Annotated in this window: 12 protein-coding genes; 8 read left to right on the top strand and 4 right to left on the bottom strand. The window is 72.0% G+C overall.

Features of this window, described 5'->3' with window-relative positions; all coding sequences use genetic code 11:
* The first annotated feature begins 164 nt into the window (after positions 1-164).
* The gene (locus tag IH25_RS0124295) at positions 165-1,253 is read left to right on the top strand and encodes a branched-chain amino acid aminotransferase (protein ID WP_030614383.1); all 1,089 of its coding nucleotides are present in this window, start codon (positions 165-167) and stop codon (positions 1,251-1,253) included.
* On the opposite strand, the gene IH25_RS0124290 is transcribed toward IH25_RS0124295, so the two are convergent.
* On the bottom strand, positions 1,250-2,740 hold the full coding sequence (locus IH25_RS0124290) for a cytosine permease (RefSeq protein ID WP_078844389.1): 1,491 nt from the start codon (positions 2,738-2,740) through the stop codon (positions 1,250-1,252). The two genes, IH25_RS0124295 and IH25_RS0124290, sit on opposite strands and share 4 nt — an antisense overlap.
* A gap of 164 nt (positions 2,741-2,904) precedes the next feature.
* Between IH25_RS0124290 and ureA the strand changes: the two genes are divergently transcribed.
* The 6 genes from ureA to cimA all read left to right on the top strand — a co-directional run bounded on the left by ureA (position 2,905) and on the right by cimA (position 10,325).
* Positions 2,905-3,612 carry an urease subunit gamma gene (ureA, locus tag IH25_RS0124285; protein ID WP_030614377.1) on the top strand — a complete coding sequence of 236 codons (708 nt, stop codon included), beginning with the start codon at positions 2,905-2,907 and terminating at the stop codon, positions 3,610-3,612.
* On the top strand, positions 3,609-5,333 hold the full coding sequence (locus tag IH25_RS0124280) for an urease subunit alpha (RefSeq protein WP_030614374.1): 1,725 nt from the start codon (positions 3,609-3,611) through the stop codon (positions 5,331-5,333). Before ureA ends, IH25_RS0124280 begins: the two co-directional genes overlap by 4 nt.
* Before the next feature lie 12 nt (positions 5,334-5,345).
* The gene (locus tag IH25_RS0124275; protein WP_030614372.1) at positions 5,346-6,386 is read left to right on the top strand and encodes an agmatine deiminase family protein; all 1,041 of its coding nucleotides are present in this window, start codon (positions 5,346-5,348) and stop codon (positions 6,384-6,386) included.
* 18 nt (positions 6,387-6,404) lie between these two features.
* Complete coding sequence (locus IH25_RS0124270) at positions 6,405-7,010, top strand: TetR/AcrR family transcriptional regulator (RefSeq protein WP_030614369.1); 606 nt, start codon at positions 6,405-6,407, stop codon at positions 7,008-7,010.
* Positions 7,011-7,105: 95 nt separating this feature from the next.
* A complete protein-coding gene (locus IH25_RS0124265) occupies positions 7,106-8,428 on the top strand; it encodes an MFS transporter (RefSeq protein ID WP_030614365.1) in 1,323 nt (440 codons plus the stop codon).
* A 286-nt stretch (positions 8,429-8,714) separates the two neighbouring features.
* Complete coding sequence (gene cimA, locus IH25_RS0124260) at positions 8,715-10,325, top strand: citramalate synthase (RefSeq protein ID WP_030614362.1); 1,611 nt, start codon at positions 8,715-8,717, stop codon at positions 10,323-10,325.
* A 13-nt stretch (positions 10,326-10,338) separates the two neighbouring features.
* Here cimA and IH25_RS0124255 read toward each other — a convergent pair whose 3' ends face one another.
* The 3 genes from IH25_RS0124255 to IH25_RS0124245 are packed head-to-tail and all read right to left on the bottom strand — an operon-like array spanning position 10,339 to position 13,364.
* Positions 10,339-10,947, bottom strand: coding sequence for a GOLPH3/VPS74 family protein (locus IH25_RS0124255; protein WP_030614359.1), 609 nt, complete (start codon positions 10,945-10,947; stop codon positions 10,339-10,341).
* A 55-nt stretch (positions 10,948-11,002) separates the two neighbouring features.
* Entirely contained in the window at positions 11,003-11,491 is a 489-nt protein-coding gene (locus IH25_RS0124250; protein ID WP_245172873.1) for a hypothetical protein, read from the bottom strand.
* Between the two features lie 7 nt (positions 11,492-11,498).
* Positions 11,499-13,364, bottom strand: coding sequence for a lectin (locus IH25_RS0124245; protein ID WP_030614353.1), 1,866 nt, complete (start codon positions 13,362-13,364; stop codon positions 11,499-11,501).
* Positions 13,365-13,509: 145 nt separating this feature from the next.
* Here IH25_RS0124245 and IH25_RS0124240 point away from each other — a divergent pair, with 145 nt between their 5' ends.
* Entirely contained in the window at positions 13,510-16,527 is a 3,018-nt protein-coding gene (locus tag IH25_RS0124240) for a glycoside hydrolase family 3 N-terminal domain-containing protein (protein WP_030614350.1), read from the top strand.
* Positions 16,528-16,554: the final 27 nt, after the last annotated feature.

The following is a 16,554-nucleotide window of genomic DNA, read 5'->3' as shown; positions in this document are numbered from 1 at the left end:
CAACCCCTGGGCCGCCTCACCCCGATTCCGTCCGCCGCCGCCCCCGCGCGATAATCGAACGCGGAGCCGCGATATGAGGGAATGCTCGGACGTCCGATCACCGACGACCGGGAGTGCAGGCGTGAGCGCGGCCCGTCACTACAACCGGTGAAGGACAACCACTGATGACGACGCCCACGATCGAGCTCAAGCCGTCCGCCAGCCCGCTCGCCGCCGCAGAGCGCGAGGCGATCCTGGCCGACCCCGGCTTCGGCCGCCACTTCACCGACCACATGGTGACGATCAGGTGGACCGAGGGCCGCGGCTGGCACGACGCCCAGCTCGTTCCGTACGGCCCGATCTCCCTGGACCCCTCCACGGCAGTCCTGCACTACGGCCAGGAGATCTTCGAGGGGCTGAAGGCCTACCGCCAGCCGGACGGCTCGGTCGCGCTGTTCCGTCCCGAGGCCAATGCCCGCCGGTTCCGCCACTCCGCCCGCCGCATGGCCATGGCCGAGCTGCCCGAGGAGCTGTTCATCGCCGCGCTGGACGCGCTGCTCGCCCAGGACGCCGACTGGGTTCCGCCGCACGGTGGCGAGGCCTCCCTCTACCTGCGCCCGTTCATGTTCGCCACGGAGGCCGCGCTCGGCGTCCACCCGGCCAACGAGTACCTGTTCATGCTGATCGCCTCCCCGTCCGGCGCCTACTTCGCCGGTGGCGTGAAGCCGGTCACCATCTGGGTCGCCGAGGACCACGTCCGCGCGGTCCCGGGCGGCACCGGCGACGCCAAGACCGGCGGCAACTACGCCGCGTCCCTGCTGCCGCAGGCCGAGGCCGCCGCGCACGGCTGCGACCAGGTCGTCTACCTCGACGCGGTGACCCGCACCAAGGTCGAGGAGTCGGGCAGCATGAACGTCGCGTTCGTCTACGGCGACCGGATCGTCACCCCCGCGCTCAGCGGCTCCATCCTGGAGGGCATCACCCGTGACTCCCTCCTCCAGGTCGCCCGCGACCTCGGCTACACCGCCGAGGAGGGCACCATCACCCTCCAGCAGTGGCGCGAGGACGCGGCGTCCGGCGCGCTGACCGAGGTGTTCGCGTGCGGCACCGCGGCGGTCGTCACGCCCATCGGCCACGTCAAGACCAAGTCCGGCCAGTGGTCCCACGGCGACGGCTCGACCGGGCCGGTGACCATGCGGCTGCGCGAGGCGCTGCTCTCCCTCCAGCGGGGGCTCACGGAGGACAAGCACGGGTGGATGCACCGGATCGGTTAAGCACGCGGTTCGATGTGCCGTTCGGGGGCGTCGGGCGACTGCGGGATCGTCGTGGTTGATCGCGCCCCCGCGGCGGTAGCCGCATATCGGACACGGCCCCGCGCCCCTTCGGGGTGCGGAGCCAGCAGTAGATACACCGCCCCACCCACCGCCCCCGACAGCAGGAAGCTGCAGTCCACCCCGCCTGTCAGGCGCAGCAGCGGGCCCTCGTACGACGGCAGGGACACCGCCAGCAGGCCGACCGCCGCGCCCAGCGCCCAGGCGACGGTGGCGGGGATGTTCCAGCCCGCCCGGTACCAGTAGATCCCGCCCCGCGCGCGGCGGTTGAAGACCTGGAGGGCGTCGGCGTCGTACACCCCGCCGCAGCGGACGAAACCGATGAGGGTGATGACCGCCCAGGGGGTGCCGATGGCGGTCAGCAGGAGCACGAACGACGTCATCGCCGACTGCGCGTCCCAGGTGAAGTGCCCGATGAAGACGCAGGCCGTGGCCACCACGGCGACCGTGCAGGTGGCGCGGGCGCGGGAGGCGCGGGGCAGGATCGCGTCCAGGTCCAGACCCATGGAGTACAGCATCAGGCCCGCGTTGCCGACCGAGCCGGCCGAGGCCGCCAGCAGCAGCGGCACCAGGTACCAGCCGGGGGAGGCCGCGACCAGCGGGCCCGCGTAGTCGCCGGCCGCGCGGGCCGCGTACGCCGTGAACGTGCCGAACAGCTGCGGCACCAGCAGCCCGAGGACCAGCCCGAGCCAGGTGGCGTGCAGCACCCGGCGGCCGGAGTGCCGGGCGGGGGAGATGTAGCGGGTGTAGTCGCCGAGCAGGGTGATGAAGGCGATGGGCCCGGACAGCCCCGCGGCCACCACCGCCAGGAACCAGGTGGGCCAGAAGGAGCCCAGCAGATAGCCGCCCGCCTCCGGCAGCGCGGCGGTGGTGAAGTGCGGCGCGTAGGCGGCGATCCCCAGGAGCAGCAGGGCGGTCATGCCGACGGCCAGCACCCGGGACATGGCGAGCAGCACCCGGTAGCCGTAGACCGCCCCGGCCACCGTGGCCGCCGCGAGCACCCCGTAGACCAGCGCGTACGACACCCCGTCCGCCGGCACGTCGAGGAGCCGGCCGAGGACCATCAGCATCACGTCCCCGCCGACCCACACCGTCAGCGCGGTGTAGCCGAGGGCGAGCAGCAGTCCGACGACCGAGCCGACCAGCCGGCCCCGCACGCCGAACTGGGCGCCGGAGGAGGTGGACAGGTTGGTCGCGGTGCGCAGCGAGATCAGCGCGAGCGGGGCCGTGAACAGGGTGCCGACCGCCGTGCCCGCCAGGACCGCGCTCACCGACGCCCACCAGCCGAGCCCGAAGGACGGCGGCAGCCAGCCGAAGACGATCACGCCCAGACAGAGGTTGGAGCCGAGCAGGATCGACACCAGGTCGCGCGGACCGCTGGTGCGCTCCGCCTCCGGGATGGTGTCGACTCCGCGCTGTTCTATCGGCATGGCTGGTCTCCTTCGACGGCGGCCACGGGCGTACGGCAGATTTAGAGCGGCGTTCAATGTGACGTGAAGCAGCTTGGTCGGTCAATGCTTCGGCCGCACGAATTCTCTGTTTAGAGTGGTGTTCTAATCTGTGGAAGACGTGGAGGACAAGGAGGTGCCGCGTCGTGAGACTGACCCCCACCGAACGTGACCGGCTGCTGCTCTTCGGTGCCGCGGAGCTGGCCCGGGCCCGCCGGGCGCGCGGCCTCCGGCTGAACGTGCCGGAGGCCACCGCGCTGATCGCGGACACCGTCTGCGAGGCGGCCCGGGACGGCAGGAGGCTCGCCGAGGCCATCGAGGCCGCCCGGTCGGTGCTCGGCCCCGACGACGTGCTGCCGGGCGTCGCCGACGTCGTCACCGAGGTGATGGTCGAGGCCGTCTTCGACGACGGCTCCCGGCTCGCGGTCGTCTCCGACCCGATCGGGGGTGGCCTGGGCGCCGACGCCCCGGGCGCGCTGCTGCCCGGCCCCGAGCACGCCGACCCCGGACCCGCCGTCCGGCTGCGCGTCACCAACACCGCCGGCGTGCCGGTCTCCGTCACCTCCCACTTCCACTTCTTCGAGGCCAACCCGCGCCTGGACTTCGACCGCCGCGCCGCCTACGGCATGCGGCTGGCCGTACCCGCGGGCTCCTCGGTCCGCTTCGGGCCCGGCGAGAGCGCCGAGGTCCCCCTCGTGCCGATCGGCGGCGAGCGGATCGCGATCGGCTTCGCCGGCCTGGTGGACGGGCCGCTGGACGCGCCCGGCGCGAAGGAAGAGGCCCTGCGCAGGGCCGCCGCCTGTGGCTACCTGGGAGTGACCCCGCAAGGACCGGAAGGAGACGAGGAGCGATGAGCCGCTCGAAGGGACGAGAGGTGAGCCGGTCGATCCACGTCGACCCGCACGCCTACGCGGCCACCCACGGCCCGCGCGCCGGCGACCGGGTCCGCCTCGGCGACTCCGGGCTGACGATCCGGGTCGAGTCCGACGCCCAGAAGTACGGCGACGAGTTCCTGGCCGGGTTCGGCAAGACCGCCCGCGACGGACTGCACCTGAAGGCCGCCGCCGTCCGCGACACCTGTGACGTGGTGATCAGCAACGTCGTCGTGATCGACGCCGTGCAGGGCATCCGCAAGGTGTCCATCGGCATCCGCGAGGGACGCATCGCCGCCATCGGACGGGCCGGCAACCCGGACACCCTGGACGGCGTGGACGTCGTCGTCGGCACCGGCACCTCCATCGTCTCCGGCGAGGGCCTGATCGCCACCGCCGGCGCCGTCGACACCCATGTGCACCTGCTGTCGCCGCGCATCATGGAGGCCTCCCTCGCCTCCGGCGTGACCACGATCATCGGGCAGGAGTTCGGCCCCGTCTGGGGCGTCGGCGTCAACTCGCCCTGGGCGCTGCGCCACGCCTTCAACGCCTTCGACGCCTGGCCGGTCAACATCGGCTTCCTGGGCCGGGGTTCGTCCTCCCACCCGGCGCCGCTGATCGAGGCGCTGGCCGAGGGCGGGGCGAGCGGCTTCAAGGTGCACGAGGACATGGGCGCCCACACCCGCGCCCTGGACACCGCGCTCAGGGTCGCCGAGGAGCACGACGTCCAGGTGGCCCTGCACAGCGACGGCCTGAACGAGTGCCTGTCGGTCGAGGACACCCTGAAGGTGCTGGAGGGCCGCACGATCCACGCCTTCCACATCGAGGGCTGCGGCGGCGGACACGTGCCCAACGTGCTGAAGATGGCCGGTGTCCCGAACGTCATCGGCTCCTCCACCAACCCCACCCTGCCCTTCGGCCGGGACGCGGTCGCCGAGCACTACGGCATGATCGTCTCCGTCCACGACCTCAAGCCCGACCTGCCCGGCGACGCCGCCATGGCCCGCGACCGCATCCGGGCCGGCACCATGGGCGCCGAGGACGTGCTGCACGACCTGGGCGCGATCGGCATCACCTCCTCCGACGCCCAGGGCATGGGCCGGGCCGGGGAGACGGTCCGCCGCACCTTCGCCATGGCCGGCAAGATGAAGGCCGAGCTGGGTCCGCTGGAGGGCGACGGCGAGGGCGACGACAACGCCCGCGTGCTGCGCTACATGGCCAAGCTGACCATCAACCCGGCCATCGCGCACGGCCTTTCCCACGAGGTCGGCTCGATCGAGACCGGCAAGCTCGCCGACATCGTGCTGTGGCGCCCGGAGTACTTCGGCGCCAAACCGCAGCTCGTGCTGAAGGCCGGCTTCCCGGCGTACGGCGTGGTCGGCGACCCCAACGCGGCCACCGACACCTGCGAACCCCTCGTGCTCGGGCCGCAGTTCGGGGCGTACGGCGCCACGGCCGCGGACATCTCCGTGGCGTTCGTCGCCCAGGCCGCCGTCGACCAGGGCAACGACACGATGCCCACCCGGCGCCGCCGGGTCGCCGTGCGCGGCACCCGCGGCATCGGCCCCGCCGACCTGAGCCTGAACGCCCGTACCGGCGCGGTCGACGTCGACCAGCGCACCGGCCTGGTCACCCTCGACGGCGAACCGCTGCGCTCGGAACCGGCCGACTCCGTCTCCCTCAACCGCCTCTACTTCCTCTAAGGACCTCCTCCCATGAGCACCCCCGCCGCCGACGGCTTCCGCATGCCCGCCGAGTGGACCCCGCACGAGCGCACCTGGATGGCGTGGCCGGGCCCCAACCCCACCTTCGACGACCCGGCCGACCTCGCCGCCGCCCGCACCGCCTGGGCGTCCGTCGCCCGCGCCGTCCGCCGCTTCGAACCGGTGACGGTCGTGTGCGGCCCCGGCCAGTCCGCCGAGGCCCGCGAGCTCCTCGGCCCCGGCATCGACACCGTCGAGCGGCAGCTGGACGACGCCTGGATGCGGGACATCGGCCCCACCTTCCTCACCGACGGCAAGGGCAGCCTGGCCGCCGTCGACTGGACCTTCAACGGCTGGGGCGCCCAGCACTGGGCCCGCTGGGAGCACGACTCCAGGATCGGCGCGTTCGTCGCCGGCCTCGCGGACGCCAAGACGTACGCCTCGAAGCTGGTCAACGAGGGCGGCGCGATCCACGTCGACGGCGAGGGCACCGTCCTGCTCACCGAGACCGTGCAGCTCGGCCCCGAGCGCAACCCGCACTGGTCCAGGGCGGAGGTCGAGGCGGAGATCCACGCCCACCTCGGCACCGAGAAGGCGATCTGGCTGCCGCGCGGCCTGACCGGCGACTACCCCCCGCACGGCTACGGCACCCTCGGCCACGTCGACATCGTCGCCGCCTTCGCCCGCCCCGGCGTCGTCGTCGCCCACCACCAGCCCGACCCCGCCCACCCCGACCACGAGGTCACCAAGGAGGTCATCGGCCTGCTGAGGTCGGCGACCGACGCCCGGGGCCGCGCCCTGGAAGTGGTCGAGGTCCCCGCCCCGACCGTCCTGGAGGCCGACGGCCACTGGGCCGACTACTCCTACATCAACCACTACCTCTGCAACGGCGGCGTGGTCCTGTGCGGCTTCGACGACCCGCGCGACGAGATCGCCGCCGGGATCTTCCGCCGCCTGTTCCCGGAGCGGACGGTGACCCTGGTGGACGCCCGTACGATCTTCTCCGGTGGCGGTGGCATCCACTGCATCACCCAGCAGCAGCCGAAGGTCTGACACACACAGGAGCAGCAGATGGCCGGTGCGGGCCGGGCGCGCCGAAACGCGCCGCCGCGCGAGGAGGTCCTCGCCGCCGCCATGGGCATGATCGCCGAGCGCGGTCTGGAGAAGCTCACCATGGCGGGGCTCGGCCGCGAGGTCGGGATGAGCAGCGGCCACCTGCTGTACTACTTCCGCTCCAAGGACGAGCTGCTGCTCCAGACCCTGGAGTGGAGCGAGGGCCGGCTCGGCGCGGAACGCGGCCGGCTGCTGGCCGGGCCCGTAACCGCGCGGGAGCGGCTGGAGGCGTACGTCGACCTGTACGTCCCCGAGGGCCACCGGGACCCGCACTGGACGCTCTGGCTGGAGGTCTGGAACCGCTCGCAGAACGCCGACGACGACGCGCGCGCCCGGCAGGCCGCGATCGAGGGCGCCTGGCACCGGGACCTGGTCGCGCTGATCGCGGAGGGGGTGTCGCGGGGGGAGTTCCGGGGGGTGGACGCGGACCGCTTCGCCACGAGGACGCGTGCGCTGCTTGACGGGTTCTCGATCCATGTGGCCATCGGGTTGCGGGGGACCGATCGCTCGCAGGTGCTTCGGCATGTGCGGGAGTTCTTCGAGGACGCGTTGCTCGTCGTGTAGCCGCGGCGCCGTCGTGGCTGGTCGCGCAGTTCCCCGCGCCCCTTCGGGGCGCGGCAGAGGAATCGTCGGCTCTGCCGCGGGGCATGTACCGGCCCATGGGACGTCAACACTGGAAGAAGATCTGGGTCGGCTCGGCGGGGAACATGGTCGAGTGGTTCGACTGGTTCGTGTACGCGAGCTTCGCCACGTATTTCGCCGGCGCGTTCTTCCCGAGCGGCAACCCCACCGCGCAGCTGATGAACACCGCCGGCATCTTCGCCGTCGGCTTCTTCATGCGCCCGGTGGGCGGCTGGCTGCTGGGCAGGGTCGGCGACCGCAAGGGCCGCAAGGCGGCCCTCACCCTGACCGTCACCCTGATGTCGGCCTCGGCGGTCCTCATCGCCGTGGCCCCCACCTACGGCGTCGCCGGCTACGGCGGCGCCCTCGTCCTGCTCGTCGCCCGCCTGCTCCAGGGTCTGTCCGTGGGCGGCGAGTACGCGGCCAGCGCCACCTACCTCACCGAGGCGTCCGACCCGGCCCGGCGCGGCTTCGCCTCCAGCTTCCAGTACGTGTCCATGACGGCCGGCCAGATCGTGGGCCTCGGCCTCCAGATCATCCTGCAGCGGACCATGTCCGACGACGCCCTGCACAGCTACGGCTGGCGCATCCCGTTCATCGTGGGCGCGCTCGGCGCGGCCGTCGTCTTCTACCTGCGCCGCTCCATGCTGGAGACCGAGGTGTACGCGGAGGACACCTCGCACAGCGCCGAGCGCGGCACCCTGCGCGCCCTGTGGCAGCACAAGCGGGAGGCGTTCCTGGTCATCGCCCTCACCATGGGCGGCACGGTGGCCTACTACACGTACACCACCTACCTGACCAAGTACCTGTCCAACTCGGCGGGCCTGTCCAAGCAGACGGCCACCCTGGTCTCCTTCACCGCGCTGATCGTCTTCGCCTGCCTCCAGCCGCTCGCCGGCGCCCTGTCCGACCGCATCGGCCGCCGCCCGCTGCTGATCACGTTCGCGGTCGGCTCCACCTTCCTCACCGTGCCGATCATGACGCTGCTCCAGCACGTGGACGGCTACTGGCCCGCCCTCGGCCTCGCCCTGCTCGCACTGGTCGTGGTCACCGGCTACACCTCGATCAACGCCTGCGTGAAGGCCGAGCTGTTCCCGACCGGCATCCGCGCCCTCGGCGTGGCCCTGCCGTACGCCATCGCCAACGCCCTCTTCGGCGGCACCGCCGAATACGTCGCCCTGTGGTTCAAGAAGGGCGGCATGGAGTCCGGCTTCTACTGGTACGTGGCCGCCTGCGCCGCCGTCTCCCTCGTCGTGTACGTGTCCATGCGCGAGACGAAGGACCTGGACCTGGCCCGGGTGAAGGCCGGCGAGGGAACCGGGGCGGGCGACGGGGAGTCCAGCCTGACGACCGCATCCTGAGACAGTCCGCGAGCCGGGGGCGGGGCTGTGCCAGACTGCCCCCGTGCTCTCGTTCGCCACGATTATTGGCAGCAGGCGCGCCGGTCCGCAGTGACCACCTCGTACGACCAGGTGCGGGTGGCCATCGTCGTCCTCGACCCGCGCGCAGACCTCTCGCTACCCGCGAGAGGTTTTTTCGTTTTCCGGCCCACCTTCAGCCGGGAACGGAGCGCGCGGGAGTATTGGGGGGATGGTGGAGCCGGTCATTCCGGTAAGACCGAAGATCCATAACAGGAGCCTTGAGACCATGACCGAGACGGCAACCAGCGAGCTCGACGACTCGTTCCACGTCTTCGACACCACGCTGCGCGACGGAGCGCAGCGCGAGGGAATCAACCTCACCGTCGCGGACAAGCTCGCGATCGCCCGGCACCTGGACGACTTCGGCGTGGGCTTCATCGAGGGCGGCTGGCCCGGCGCGAACCCCCGCGACACCGAGTTCTTCGCCCGCGCCCGCCAGGAGGTCGACTTCCGCCACGCCCAGCTGGTCGCCTTCGGCGCCACCCGCCGCGCCGGCACCACCGCCGCCGAGGACCCGCAGGTCAAGGCCCTGCTGGAGTCCGGCGCCCCGGTGATCACCCTGGTCGCCAAGTCGCACGACCGGCACGTGGAGCTGGCGCTGCGCACCACCCTGGACGAGAACCTGGAGATGGTCCGCGACACCGTGTCGTACCTGAAGGGCCAGGGCCGCCGGGTCTTCGTGGACTGCGAGCACTTCTTCGACGGCTACCGCGCCAACCCCGACTACGCCAAGGCCGTCGTCCGCGCCGCCGCCGAGGCCGGCGCCGACGTCGTCGTCCTGTGCGACACCAACGGCGGCATGCTGCCCGCCCAGGTCCACGCCGTCGTCTCCACCGTCCTCGCCGACACCGGCGCCCGGCTCGGCATCCACGCCCAGGACGACACCGGCTGCGCGGTCGCCAACACCCTGGCCGCCGTGGACGCGGGCGCCACCCACGTGCAGTGCACGGCCAACGGCTACGGCGAGCGCGTCGGCAACGCCAACCTGTTCCCGGTCGTCGCCGCGCTGGAGCTGAAGTACGGCAAGAAGGTGCTGCCCGACGGCAAACTGCGCGAGACCACCCGCATCTCCCACGCCATCGCCGAGGTCGTCAACCTCACCCCGTCCACCCACCAGCCGTACGTGGGCGTCTCCGCGTTCGCGCACAAGGCCGGGCTGCACGCCTCCGCGATCAAGGTCGACCCCGACCTGTACCAGCACATCGACCCCGAGCTGGTCGGCAACACCATGCGCATGCTGGTCTCCGACATGGCGGGCCGCGCCTCCATCGAGCTGAAGGGCAAGGAGCTCGGCATCGACCTGGGCGGCGACCGGGAGCTGGTCGGGCGCGTGGTCGAGCGCGTGAAGGAACGCGAACTCAAGGGCTACACCTACGAGGCCGCCGACGCCTCCTTCGAACTCCTGCTGCGCGCCGAGGTGGAGGGCCGGCCGCTGAAGTACTTCGACGTGGAGTCCTGGCGGGCCATCGTGGAGGACCGCCCCGACGGCACCCACGCCAACGAGGCCACGGTCAAGCTGTGGGCCAAGAGCGAGCGGATCGTCGCCACCGCCGAGGGCAACGGCCCGGTCAACGCCCTGGACCGGGCGCTGCGGGTGGCGCTGGAGCGGATCTACCCGCAGCTCGCCAAGCTGGAACTGGTCGACTACAAGGTCCGCATCCTGGAGGGCAAGCACGGCACCTCCTCCACCACCCGCGTCCTGATCTCCACCTCCGACGGCTCCGGCGAGTGGGCCACGGTCGGCGTGGCGGAGAACGTCATCGCCGCGTCCTGGCAGGCCCTGGAGGACGCCTACACCTACGGCCTGCTCCGCGCGGGCGTGGACCCGGCGCAGTAGCCCCGCCGGGCGCTCACGGCGCCCGCCAGATGTTGTCGAACGCCACGTTCTCGATGCGGCGGCGTTCGCGCACGGCCCCCAGTTCGGTGACCGCGTCGCCGACCGCGATCAGCACGGTGACGACCGCCTCGTCCTCGGGTGCCTCCCGGGCCGGGCGGTCGGCGCCGATGCCGAGGGGAGCGGCGAGCCCGGTGAGGACCGGGTCGCGGGACTCCCAGCGGTCGGTGGCGTGGCGCCGGGCGGCGGTGTCGGCCGGCGCCGTGGCCTTGCCGCCGCGCCGGGGCAGCCAGTGGTGGCGCCGCTCCCCGGCGAGCTGCCCGGCCGCCTCCAGCACGTCGTAGTAGGCCACGGCCAGCCCCTCGCCGCGCCGCCACAGCCAGTCCGCGACCGTCTCGTACGGCTGCTCGCGCCGGAGCCGGGCCCCGGCCTCGTCCAGCATCCGGTCACCGGTGGTCGGCACCGGGCCCGGCACGATGTGCTCGCCGTCCAGGGTGAGCGCCCGCGCGCCGAGCAGGTCGATCAGCTCGGCCCCGGCCAGGGCCAGCGACAGGTCGCCCTGCTCGACGGGGTGCTCACCGGGGACGTCCAGGCTGACGAGGAAAAGATCCTGCGGTGTGGTCATGCCCTCCACCTTGGTCCGCCCCCGCCCGATCCGCAGCACGGCACACCGGCAGGCGTCAGCACGAGTCTTCGGCGAGCCGCTCGAACTCCCGCCCGCTCATCACCCGCCCGTCGGCCCACACCTGCCCCGGCTTCAGCCACCCCACCTGCTCGGTGGTGAACTCGACCGTCCCGTTCTGGGCGTCGCCGCCGCTGTACTGCCCGAACCGCAGGACGTAGTGGTGCCGGGGCAGCAGCCGCCGCGGGCCCCGGTGCCGGGCGTCCCAGCCGGCGGGCGGGGCGAAGAGGGGGAAGTCGGCGTCGCCGCGCAGCCCCTCCTTGTCGACGTCCCAGCCGGTGGTGACGGGCCCGTCGTCGCCACCGTGCGGCCGCCCGTCCAGGTACGGGTTCTGGTAGCCGTCGTCGCCGCACGGACGGAACACCGCGTACGGCGTCCCGTCCGGCGCGGCCCGCACCCCGGCGAGCGGCAGATCGAGGGCCGAGTAGCCGCTCAGCAGCAGCATCCCGCCGGCGATCCCGGCCGCCACGGCCCCCGTGTGTCGCATGTCCCGCCTAACGCAGTGTCCACTTCTGGTTGGCGGCCCCGGTGCACGACCAGATCTGGGCCCGGGTCCCGTTCGCCGACGCGTTGTCGGTGACGTCCAGGCACTTGTCGGCCGCCGTGTTCACCACATCACCGGTGGCCGCGTTGTACGACCACCGTTGGGCACCGGTTCCGTTGCAGTCGTACAACTGGACCTTGGCCCCGTCCGCTGTCGAACCCGAGGTCACGTCCAGGCACTTGCCGAGCGCCCGGACCGATCCGTCGGCCTGGACGGTCCACTGCTGGGCGGTGCTGCCGTTGCAGTCGTAGAGCTGCACCGCCGTCCCGTCGGCGCTCGAACCGCCCGCCACGTCCAGGCACTTGCCGGCCAGTCCGACGAAGGCCCCGGTCCGGTCGCCGCCCCCGGACTGGGTGCCGGACCAGGTGAAGGTCGCCGAGGTCTTCCCGGGCAGCGAGTAAGTGGCGTGCTGGGAACCCCAGTCGATGGTGACCGTCCGCGCCGAGGCGGAGTCGTTGTACGCGATCAGCGCCTTGCTCCCGTCCGGGTTGCGCCAGGCCACGTTCGGCACGGCGGTGGACGCGGTGGAGGCGATCCGCTGGGCGCCGGGCCGGACGAACTTGGTCAGGTGGCCCATGTCGTAGTACTCGACGGTGTAGTCCACGGTGCCGCTGGCCCCGTCGCCGTTGTGCACGGTGACCAGCCCGGTGCAGGTGCCGCATCCGCCGTTGTGCGGGCCCATGTTCTGGTCCACGGCCAGCGACCACTTGGTCACCGACTTCGCCCAGTTGCGCGTGTAGTCGATGATGTTGCCCATGTCCTCGCGCTGCTGGTTGGCGATCCAGGTGCCGCCGGAGTGCTCGGTGCCGAAGGCGTCCAGCGCCGGGTACTTGTCGTGCACGGCCGTCTGCTTGCCGACGTCACCGCCGTAGCCGTGCCAGGCGATCCCGCCGAAGTTGGGGTGGCTGCGCACGGCCGGGTCGTCCACGGTCTGCGCCGCGTAGGAGTCGTACACGTCCCAGTTCCAGTCGTGCGCCAGCACCTTCGTGCCCAGCCCCGCCGCCTGGAGCTTGGGCAGCAGCTCGTTCTTCGTGAAGTAGGCGAGTCCGCTCGCGTTCCAGCTCATCGACGGATAGCCGGAACAGCAGGTCGGCTCGTTCTGCGCGGTGACGTAGCGGACGTCGACGCCCTGTGCCTTGTACGCCTGGAGGTACTTCACGAAGTACGAGGCGTACGCGCCGTAGTCCTCCGCCTTCAGCCAGCCGCCGTTGAGGGAGCCGCTGTCCTTCATCCAGGCCGGCGCCGTCCACGGCGAGGCCATCACGGTCAGGGACGGGTTCAGCTGGAGCGCCTGCTTCGTCAGCGGGACGACGTCCGCCAGGTCGTGCGCCAGGGAGAACTTCGCCAGCGACGGGTCGCTCTGCCCGGCGGGCACGTCGTCGTAGGTGTAGCCGTAGCGGGCCAGGTCGGAGGCGCCCATCGGGTTGCGCAGGAACGACAGGCCGATGCCGTCGGTGGGCGAGAACAGCTTGCGCAGGGCCGCGTCCCGGGCCGCCGGCGTCAGCGCCCCGCTGCTGTTCAGCAGCCAGGCGGCGGTGTCCGTGAAGGACGCGCCGCCGCCGGTGAAGGTCTGATAGCGGGTGTTCTCGTCCACGGTGATGTTCTCGCCGCTCCCGCCCGCCCCGGACTGGAAGGCGAACGGGGTCTGCGGCTGAAGGCCGCGTACGACATGCCGGCCGGCGGAGTCGTCGGTGGTGGTGAGCCAGGCGGTGACCTGCTCACCGGCCGCGTGCGCGGGGGGTGCGGCCATGCCGTACCCGGCGGCGGAGAGCAGTCCGGCCAGCAGCAGCCGGAGCGCGCGGGGGGTTCTCCTCATGGTGCGTCGCCCTTTCTGCGGTGTGGGGAGGGCTGACGGGTCGTCTTGACGGGCGTGTGAGCCCCTAGTTAACTCACGGCGTGAGCTAAGCCATGAGTGAACCACGAGAGTCCATGAGTGAACCGTGAGAGTCAAGGGAAGGTCCATGCGACGAACCGCCCTGCTCGCCTCCGCCGCGCTCCTCGCCGGTCTGCTGCCCTGGGCGGCCACCGCCCGCGCCGCCGACGAGTCGCCCCCCACCACCGTCGACCGCTTCGAGGGCGAGGTGCCCTTCGCCAAGCAGCCCGCCGAGGGCCTCTTCACCTGGGGCGGCGACACGGACGACCCGCCGGCCCTCCGGCTGGCCGACCGCGCCGACGCCCCCGAGGGCGCCAAGGTCCTCACCGGCACCTACGACATCAGCGGCTACGGCGGCTTCACCCACGACTACGCCGCCACCGCCCCCGCCCACGACTGGTCCGCCCACCGGGGCATCCGCCTCTGGTGGGACGGCCGGAACAACGGCCGCAAGATCACCGTCGAGATCAAGGACGGCGGCGCCCACGGCGAGGCCTCCGAACTCTGGACGACCTCCTTCACCGACGACTTCACCGGCTGGAAGCAGGTCGAACTCCCCTTCACCGACTTCGCCTACCGCACCGACTACCAGCCCGTCGGCGGCATCGACCACGTCCTCGGCCTGAAGGAGATGTGGGGCTACTCCATCACCCTCCCGCCCGGCGCCAAGGGCGACTTCGCCCTGGACGGCGTGGAGCTGTACGGCACGGCGGACCCGGCCCTGCGCGCCTCCGTCACCACCGACGCGCCCGTCCGCCCGGTCAAGGAGGGCGGCACGGCGAAGGTGAAGGTGTCGGTCGCCACCACCGGCGAGGCACCCCTGGCCGACCCCGTGACCGTCACCTACACCACGGCCGGCGGCACCGCGACCTCCGGCACCGACTACACCCCCGTCTCCGGCACCCTCACCTTCCCGGCCGGCACCGCCTCCGGCGCCACCCGGACCATCGAGGTGCCCACCCGCCGCGACCGCGCGGCCGAACCCGCCGAGACCATCCCCCTGAAACTCACGGTCACCGGCGCCAAGGCCCCCGCGGAGTCCCCGCAGGTCGTGATCGACGCGCACGGACTGCCGTACCTGAACACCAAGCTGCCCGTCCGGAAGCGGGTCGCCGACCTGCTCGGCCGGCTGTCCCTGGCGGAGAAGGCCGGCCAGATGACCCAGGCCGAGCGTGGCGCCGTCGGCCAGGGCGCCGACATCACCTCCTACGCCCTCGGCTCACTGCTGTCCGGCGGCGGCTCCACCCCCACGCCCAACACCCCCGAGGCCTGGGCGAGGATGATCGACGCCTTCCAGCTGCGCGCCCAGGCCACCCGCTTCCAGATCCCGCTGGTCTACGGCGTCGACGCGGTCCACGGCCACAACAACCTCACCGGCGCCACGATCCTGCCGCACAACATCGGCATCGGCGCCTCCCGCGACCCCCAACTGGCCTATGAGACGGGTGCGGTGACCGCCTCCGAGGTCCGCGCCACCGGCGTCCCCTGGGACTTCGCGCCCTGCCTGTGCGTGAGCCGCGACGAACGCTGGGGCCGCTCCTACGAGTCCTACGGCGAGGACCCCGCCCTCGTGGAGTCCATGGAGACCGTGATCCAGGGCCTCCAGGGCCGCGCGAACGGCAAGGACCTGAGCCGGAACGACAAGGTACTGGCCTCGGCCAAGCACTTCGCCGCCGACGGCGGCACCGCGTACGGCTCCTCCACCACCGGCTCGTACACCATCGACCAGGGCGTCACCACGGTCACCCGCGAGCAGCTGGAGGACATCCACCTCGCGCCGTACCAGGAGGCCGTGGACCGGGGCGTCGGCACGGTCATGCCGTCGTACTCCTCGCTGGACATCACCGGCGACGGCAAGGGCGTGGTGAAGATGCACGCCCGCGGCGACATGATCAACGGGGTGCTCAAGGACCGGATGGGCTTCGACGGCTTCGTGATCAGCGACTACAACGCCGTCGACCAGCTCCCCGGCGACCTGCCCACCCGGGTCCGCACGGCGGTGAACGCGGGCGTGGACATGATGATGGTGCCGTCCTCGTACAAGGAGTTCAGCACCGCGCTCATCGACGAGGCGAAGGCGGGCCGGATCACCCGGAAGCGGATCGACGACGCGGTCTCCCGCATCCTCACCGAGAAGTTCAAGCTGGGCCTGTTCGAGCACCCCTACGCCGACACCACCCACGCCGCCGCCATCGGCTCCCCCGAGCACCGCAAGGTCGCCCGCCGGGCCGCCGCCGAGTCGCAGGTGCTGTTGAAGAACACCGGCGGGCTGCTGCCGCTCAAGAAGAGCCAGAAGGTGTACGTCGCCGGGTCCAACGCCGACGACATCGGCAACCAGACCGGCGGCTGGACCGTCACCTGGCAGGGCTCCTCCGGCAACATCGTCCCCGGCACCACCATCCTCCAGGGCCTGCGCAAGGCGGGCGGCCAGGTCACCTACTCCAAGGACGCCTCGGCCCCGACCGGCGGCCACGACGTCGGCGTGGTCGTCGTCGGCGAGACCCCGTACGCCGAGGGCGTCGGCGACGTCGGCAACAACGGCCACGACCTCACCCTGTCCGCCGCCGACCAGGCCGCCGTGGACAAGGTCTGCGCGGCCATGAAGTGCGCGGTCCTGGTCGTCTCCGGCCGCCCCCAGCTCGTCGGGGACCGCCTGGACGAGATCGACGCCCTGGTGGCCTCCTGGCTGCCCGGCACCGAGGGCGACGGCGTCGCGGACGTGCTGTACGGCAAGCGCCCCTTCACCGGACAGCTCCCGGTCAGCTGGCCGAAGTCCGAGGCGCAGCTCCCGATCAACGTGGGCGACACGGCGTACGACCCGCAGTTCCCGTACGGCTGGGGCCTGACTACCCTCGCGGAGCCCCCGCAGGGCGGCATGTCCACCCTGCGCGCCCTGGCGGCCGGCGCGGCGCGGGCCGAACGCCACGGCGACGACCGCACGGGACGTGCCCTGGTCACCCGGGCCCGCCTCCTGGTCCAGCAGAAGGCGGCCGGCCACCTCACCCAGGCGGTCTCCAAGCCCTTCGCCGACGCGGACCACCTGCTGCTGACCGGCCGGTACGGAAAGGCGGTGGAGAAGCTGGCGGAGGCGTACCGCGCCGCCTGATCCGACGGCAGGAGAACGCCCCCTTTG

It is taken from the genome of Streptomyces achromogenes subsp. achromogenes, assembly GCF_000720835.1.
GTDB classification, from domain to species: Bacteria; Actinomycetota; Actinomycetes; order Streptomycetales; family Streptomycetaceae; genus Streptomyces; species Streptomyces achromogenes.
This window is presented reverse-complemented; position numbering and strand designations above follow the sequence as displayed.

What these genes read in the sequence shown, in the direction of transcription:
- cimA (WP_030614362.1), top strand. Translation starts at nt 8,715, where the DNA reads ATGACCGAGACGGCAACCAGCGAGCTCGACGACTCGTTCCACGTCTTC.
- IH25_RS0124240 (WP_030614350.1), top strand. Translation starts at nt 13,510, where the DNA reads ATGCGACGAACCGCCCTGCTCGCCTCCGCCGCGCTCCTCGCCGGTCTG.
- IH25_RS0124265 (WP_030614365.1), top strand. Translation starts at nt 7,106, where the DNA reads ATGGGACGTCAACACTGGAAGAAGATCTGGGTCGGCTCGGCGGGGAAC.
- IH25_RS0124245 (WP_030614353.1), bottom strand. Translation starts at nt 13,364, where the DNA reads ATGAGGAGAACCCCCCGCGCGCTCCGGCTGCTGCTGGCCGGACTGCTC.
- IH25_RS0124280 (WP_030614374.1), top strand. Translation starts at nt 3,609, where the DNA reads ATGAGCCGCTCGAAGGGACGAGAGGTGAGCCGGTCGATCCACGTCGAC.
- IH25_RS0124255 (WP_030614359.1), bottom strand. Translation starts at nt 10,947, where the DNA reads ATGACCACACCGCAGGATCTTTTCCTCGTCAGCCTGGACGTCCCCGGT.
- IH25_RS0124290 (WP_078844389.1), bottom strand. Translation starts at nt 2,740, where the DNA reads ATGCCGATAGAACAGCGCGGAGTCGACACCATCCCGGAGGCGGAGCGC.
- IH25_RS0124270 (WP_030614369.1), top strand. Translation starts at nt 6,405, where the DNA reads ATGGCCGGTGCGGGCCGGGCGCGCCGAAACGCGCCGCCGCGCGAGGAG.
- IH25_RS0124275 (WP_030614372.1), top strand. Translation starts at nt 5,346, where the DNA reads ATGAGCACCCCCGCCGCCGACGGCTTCCGCATGCCCGCCGAGTGGACC.
- IH25_RS0124295 (WP_030614383.1), top strand. Translation starts at nt 165, where the DNA reads ATGACGACGCCCACGATCGAGCTCAAGCCGTCCGCCAGCCCGCTCGCC.
- IH25_RS0124250 (WP_245172873.1), bottom strand. Translation starts at nt 11,491, where the DNA reads ATGCGACACACGGGGGCCGTGGCGGCCGGGATCGCCGGCGGGATGCTG.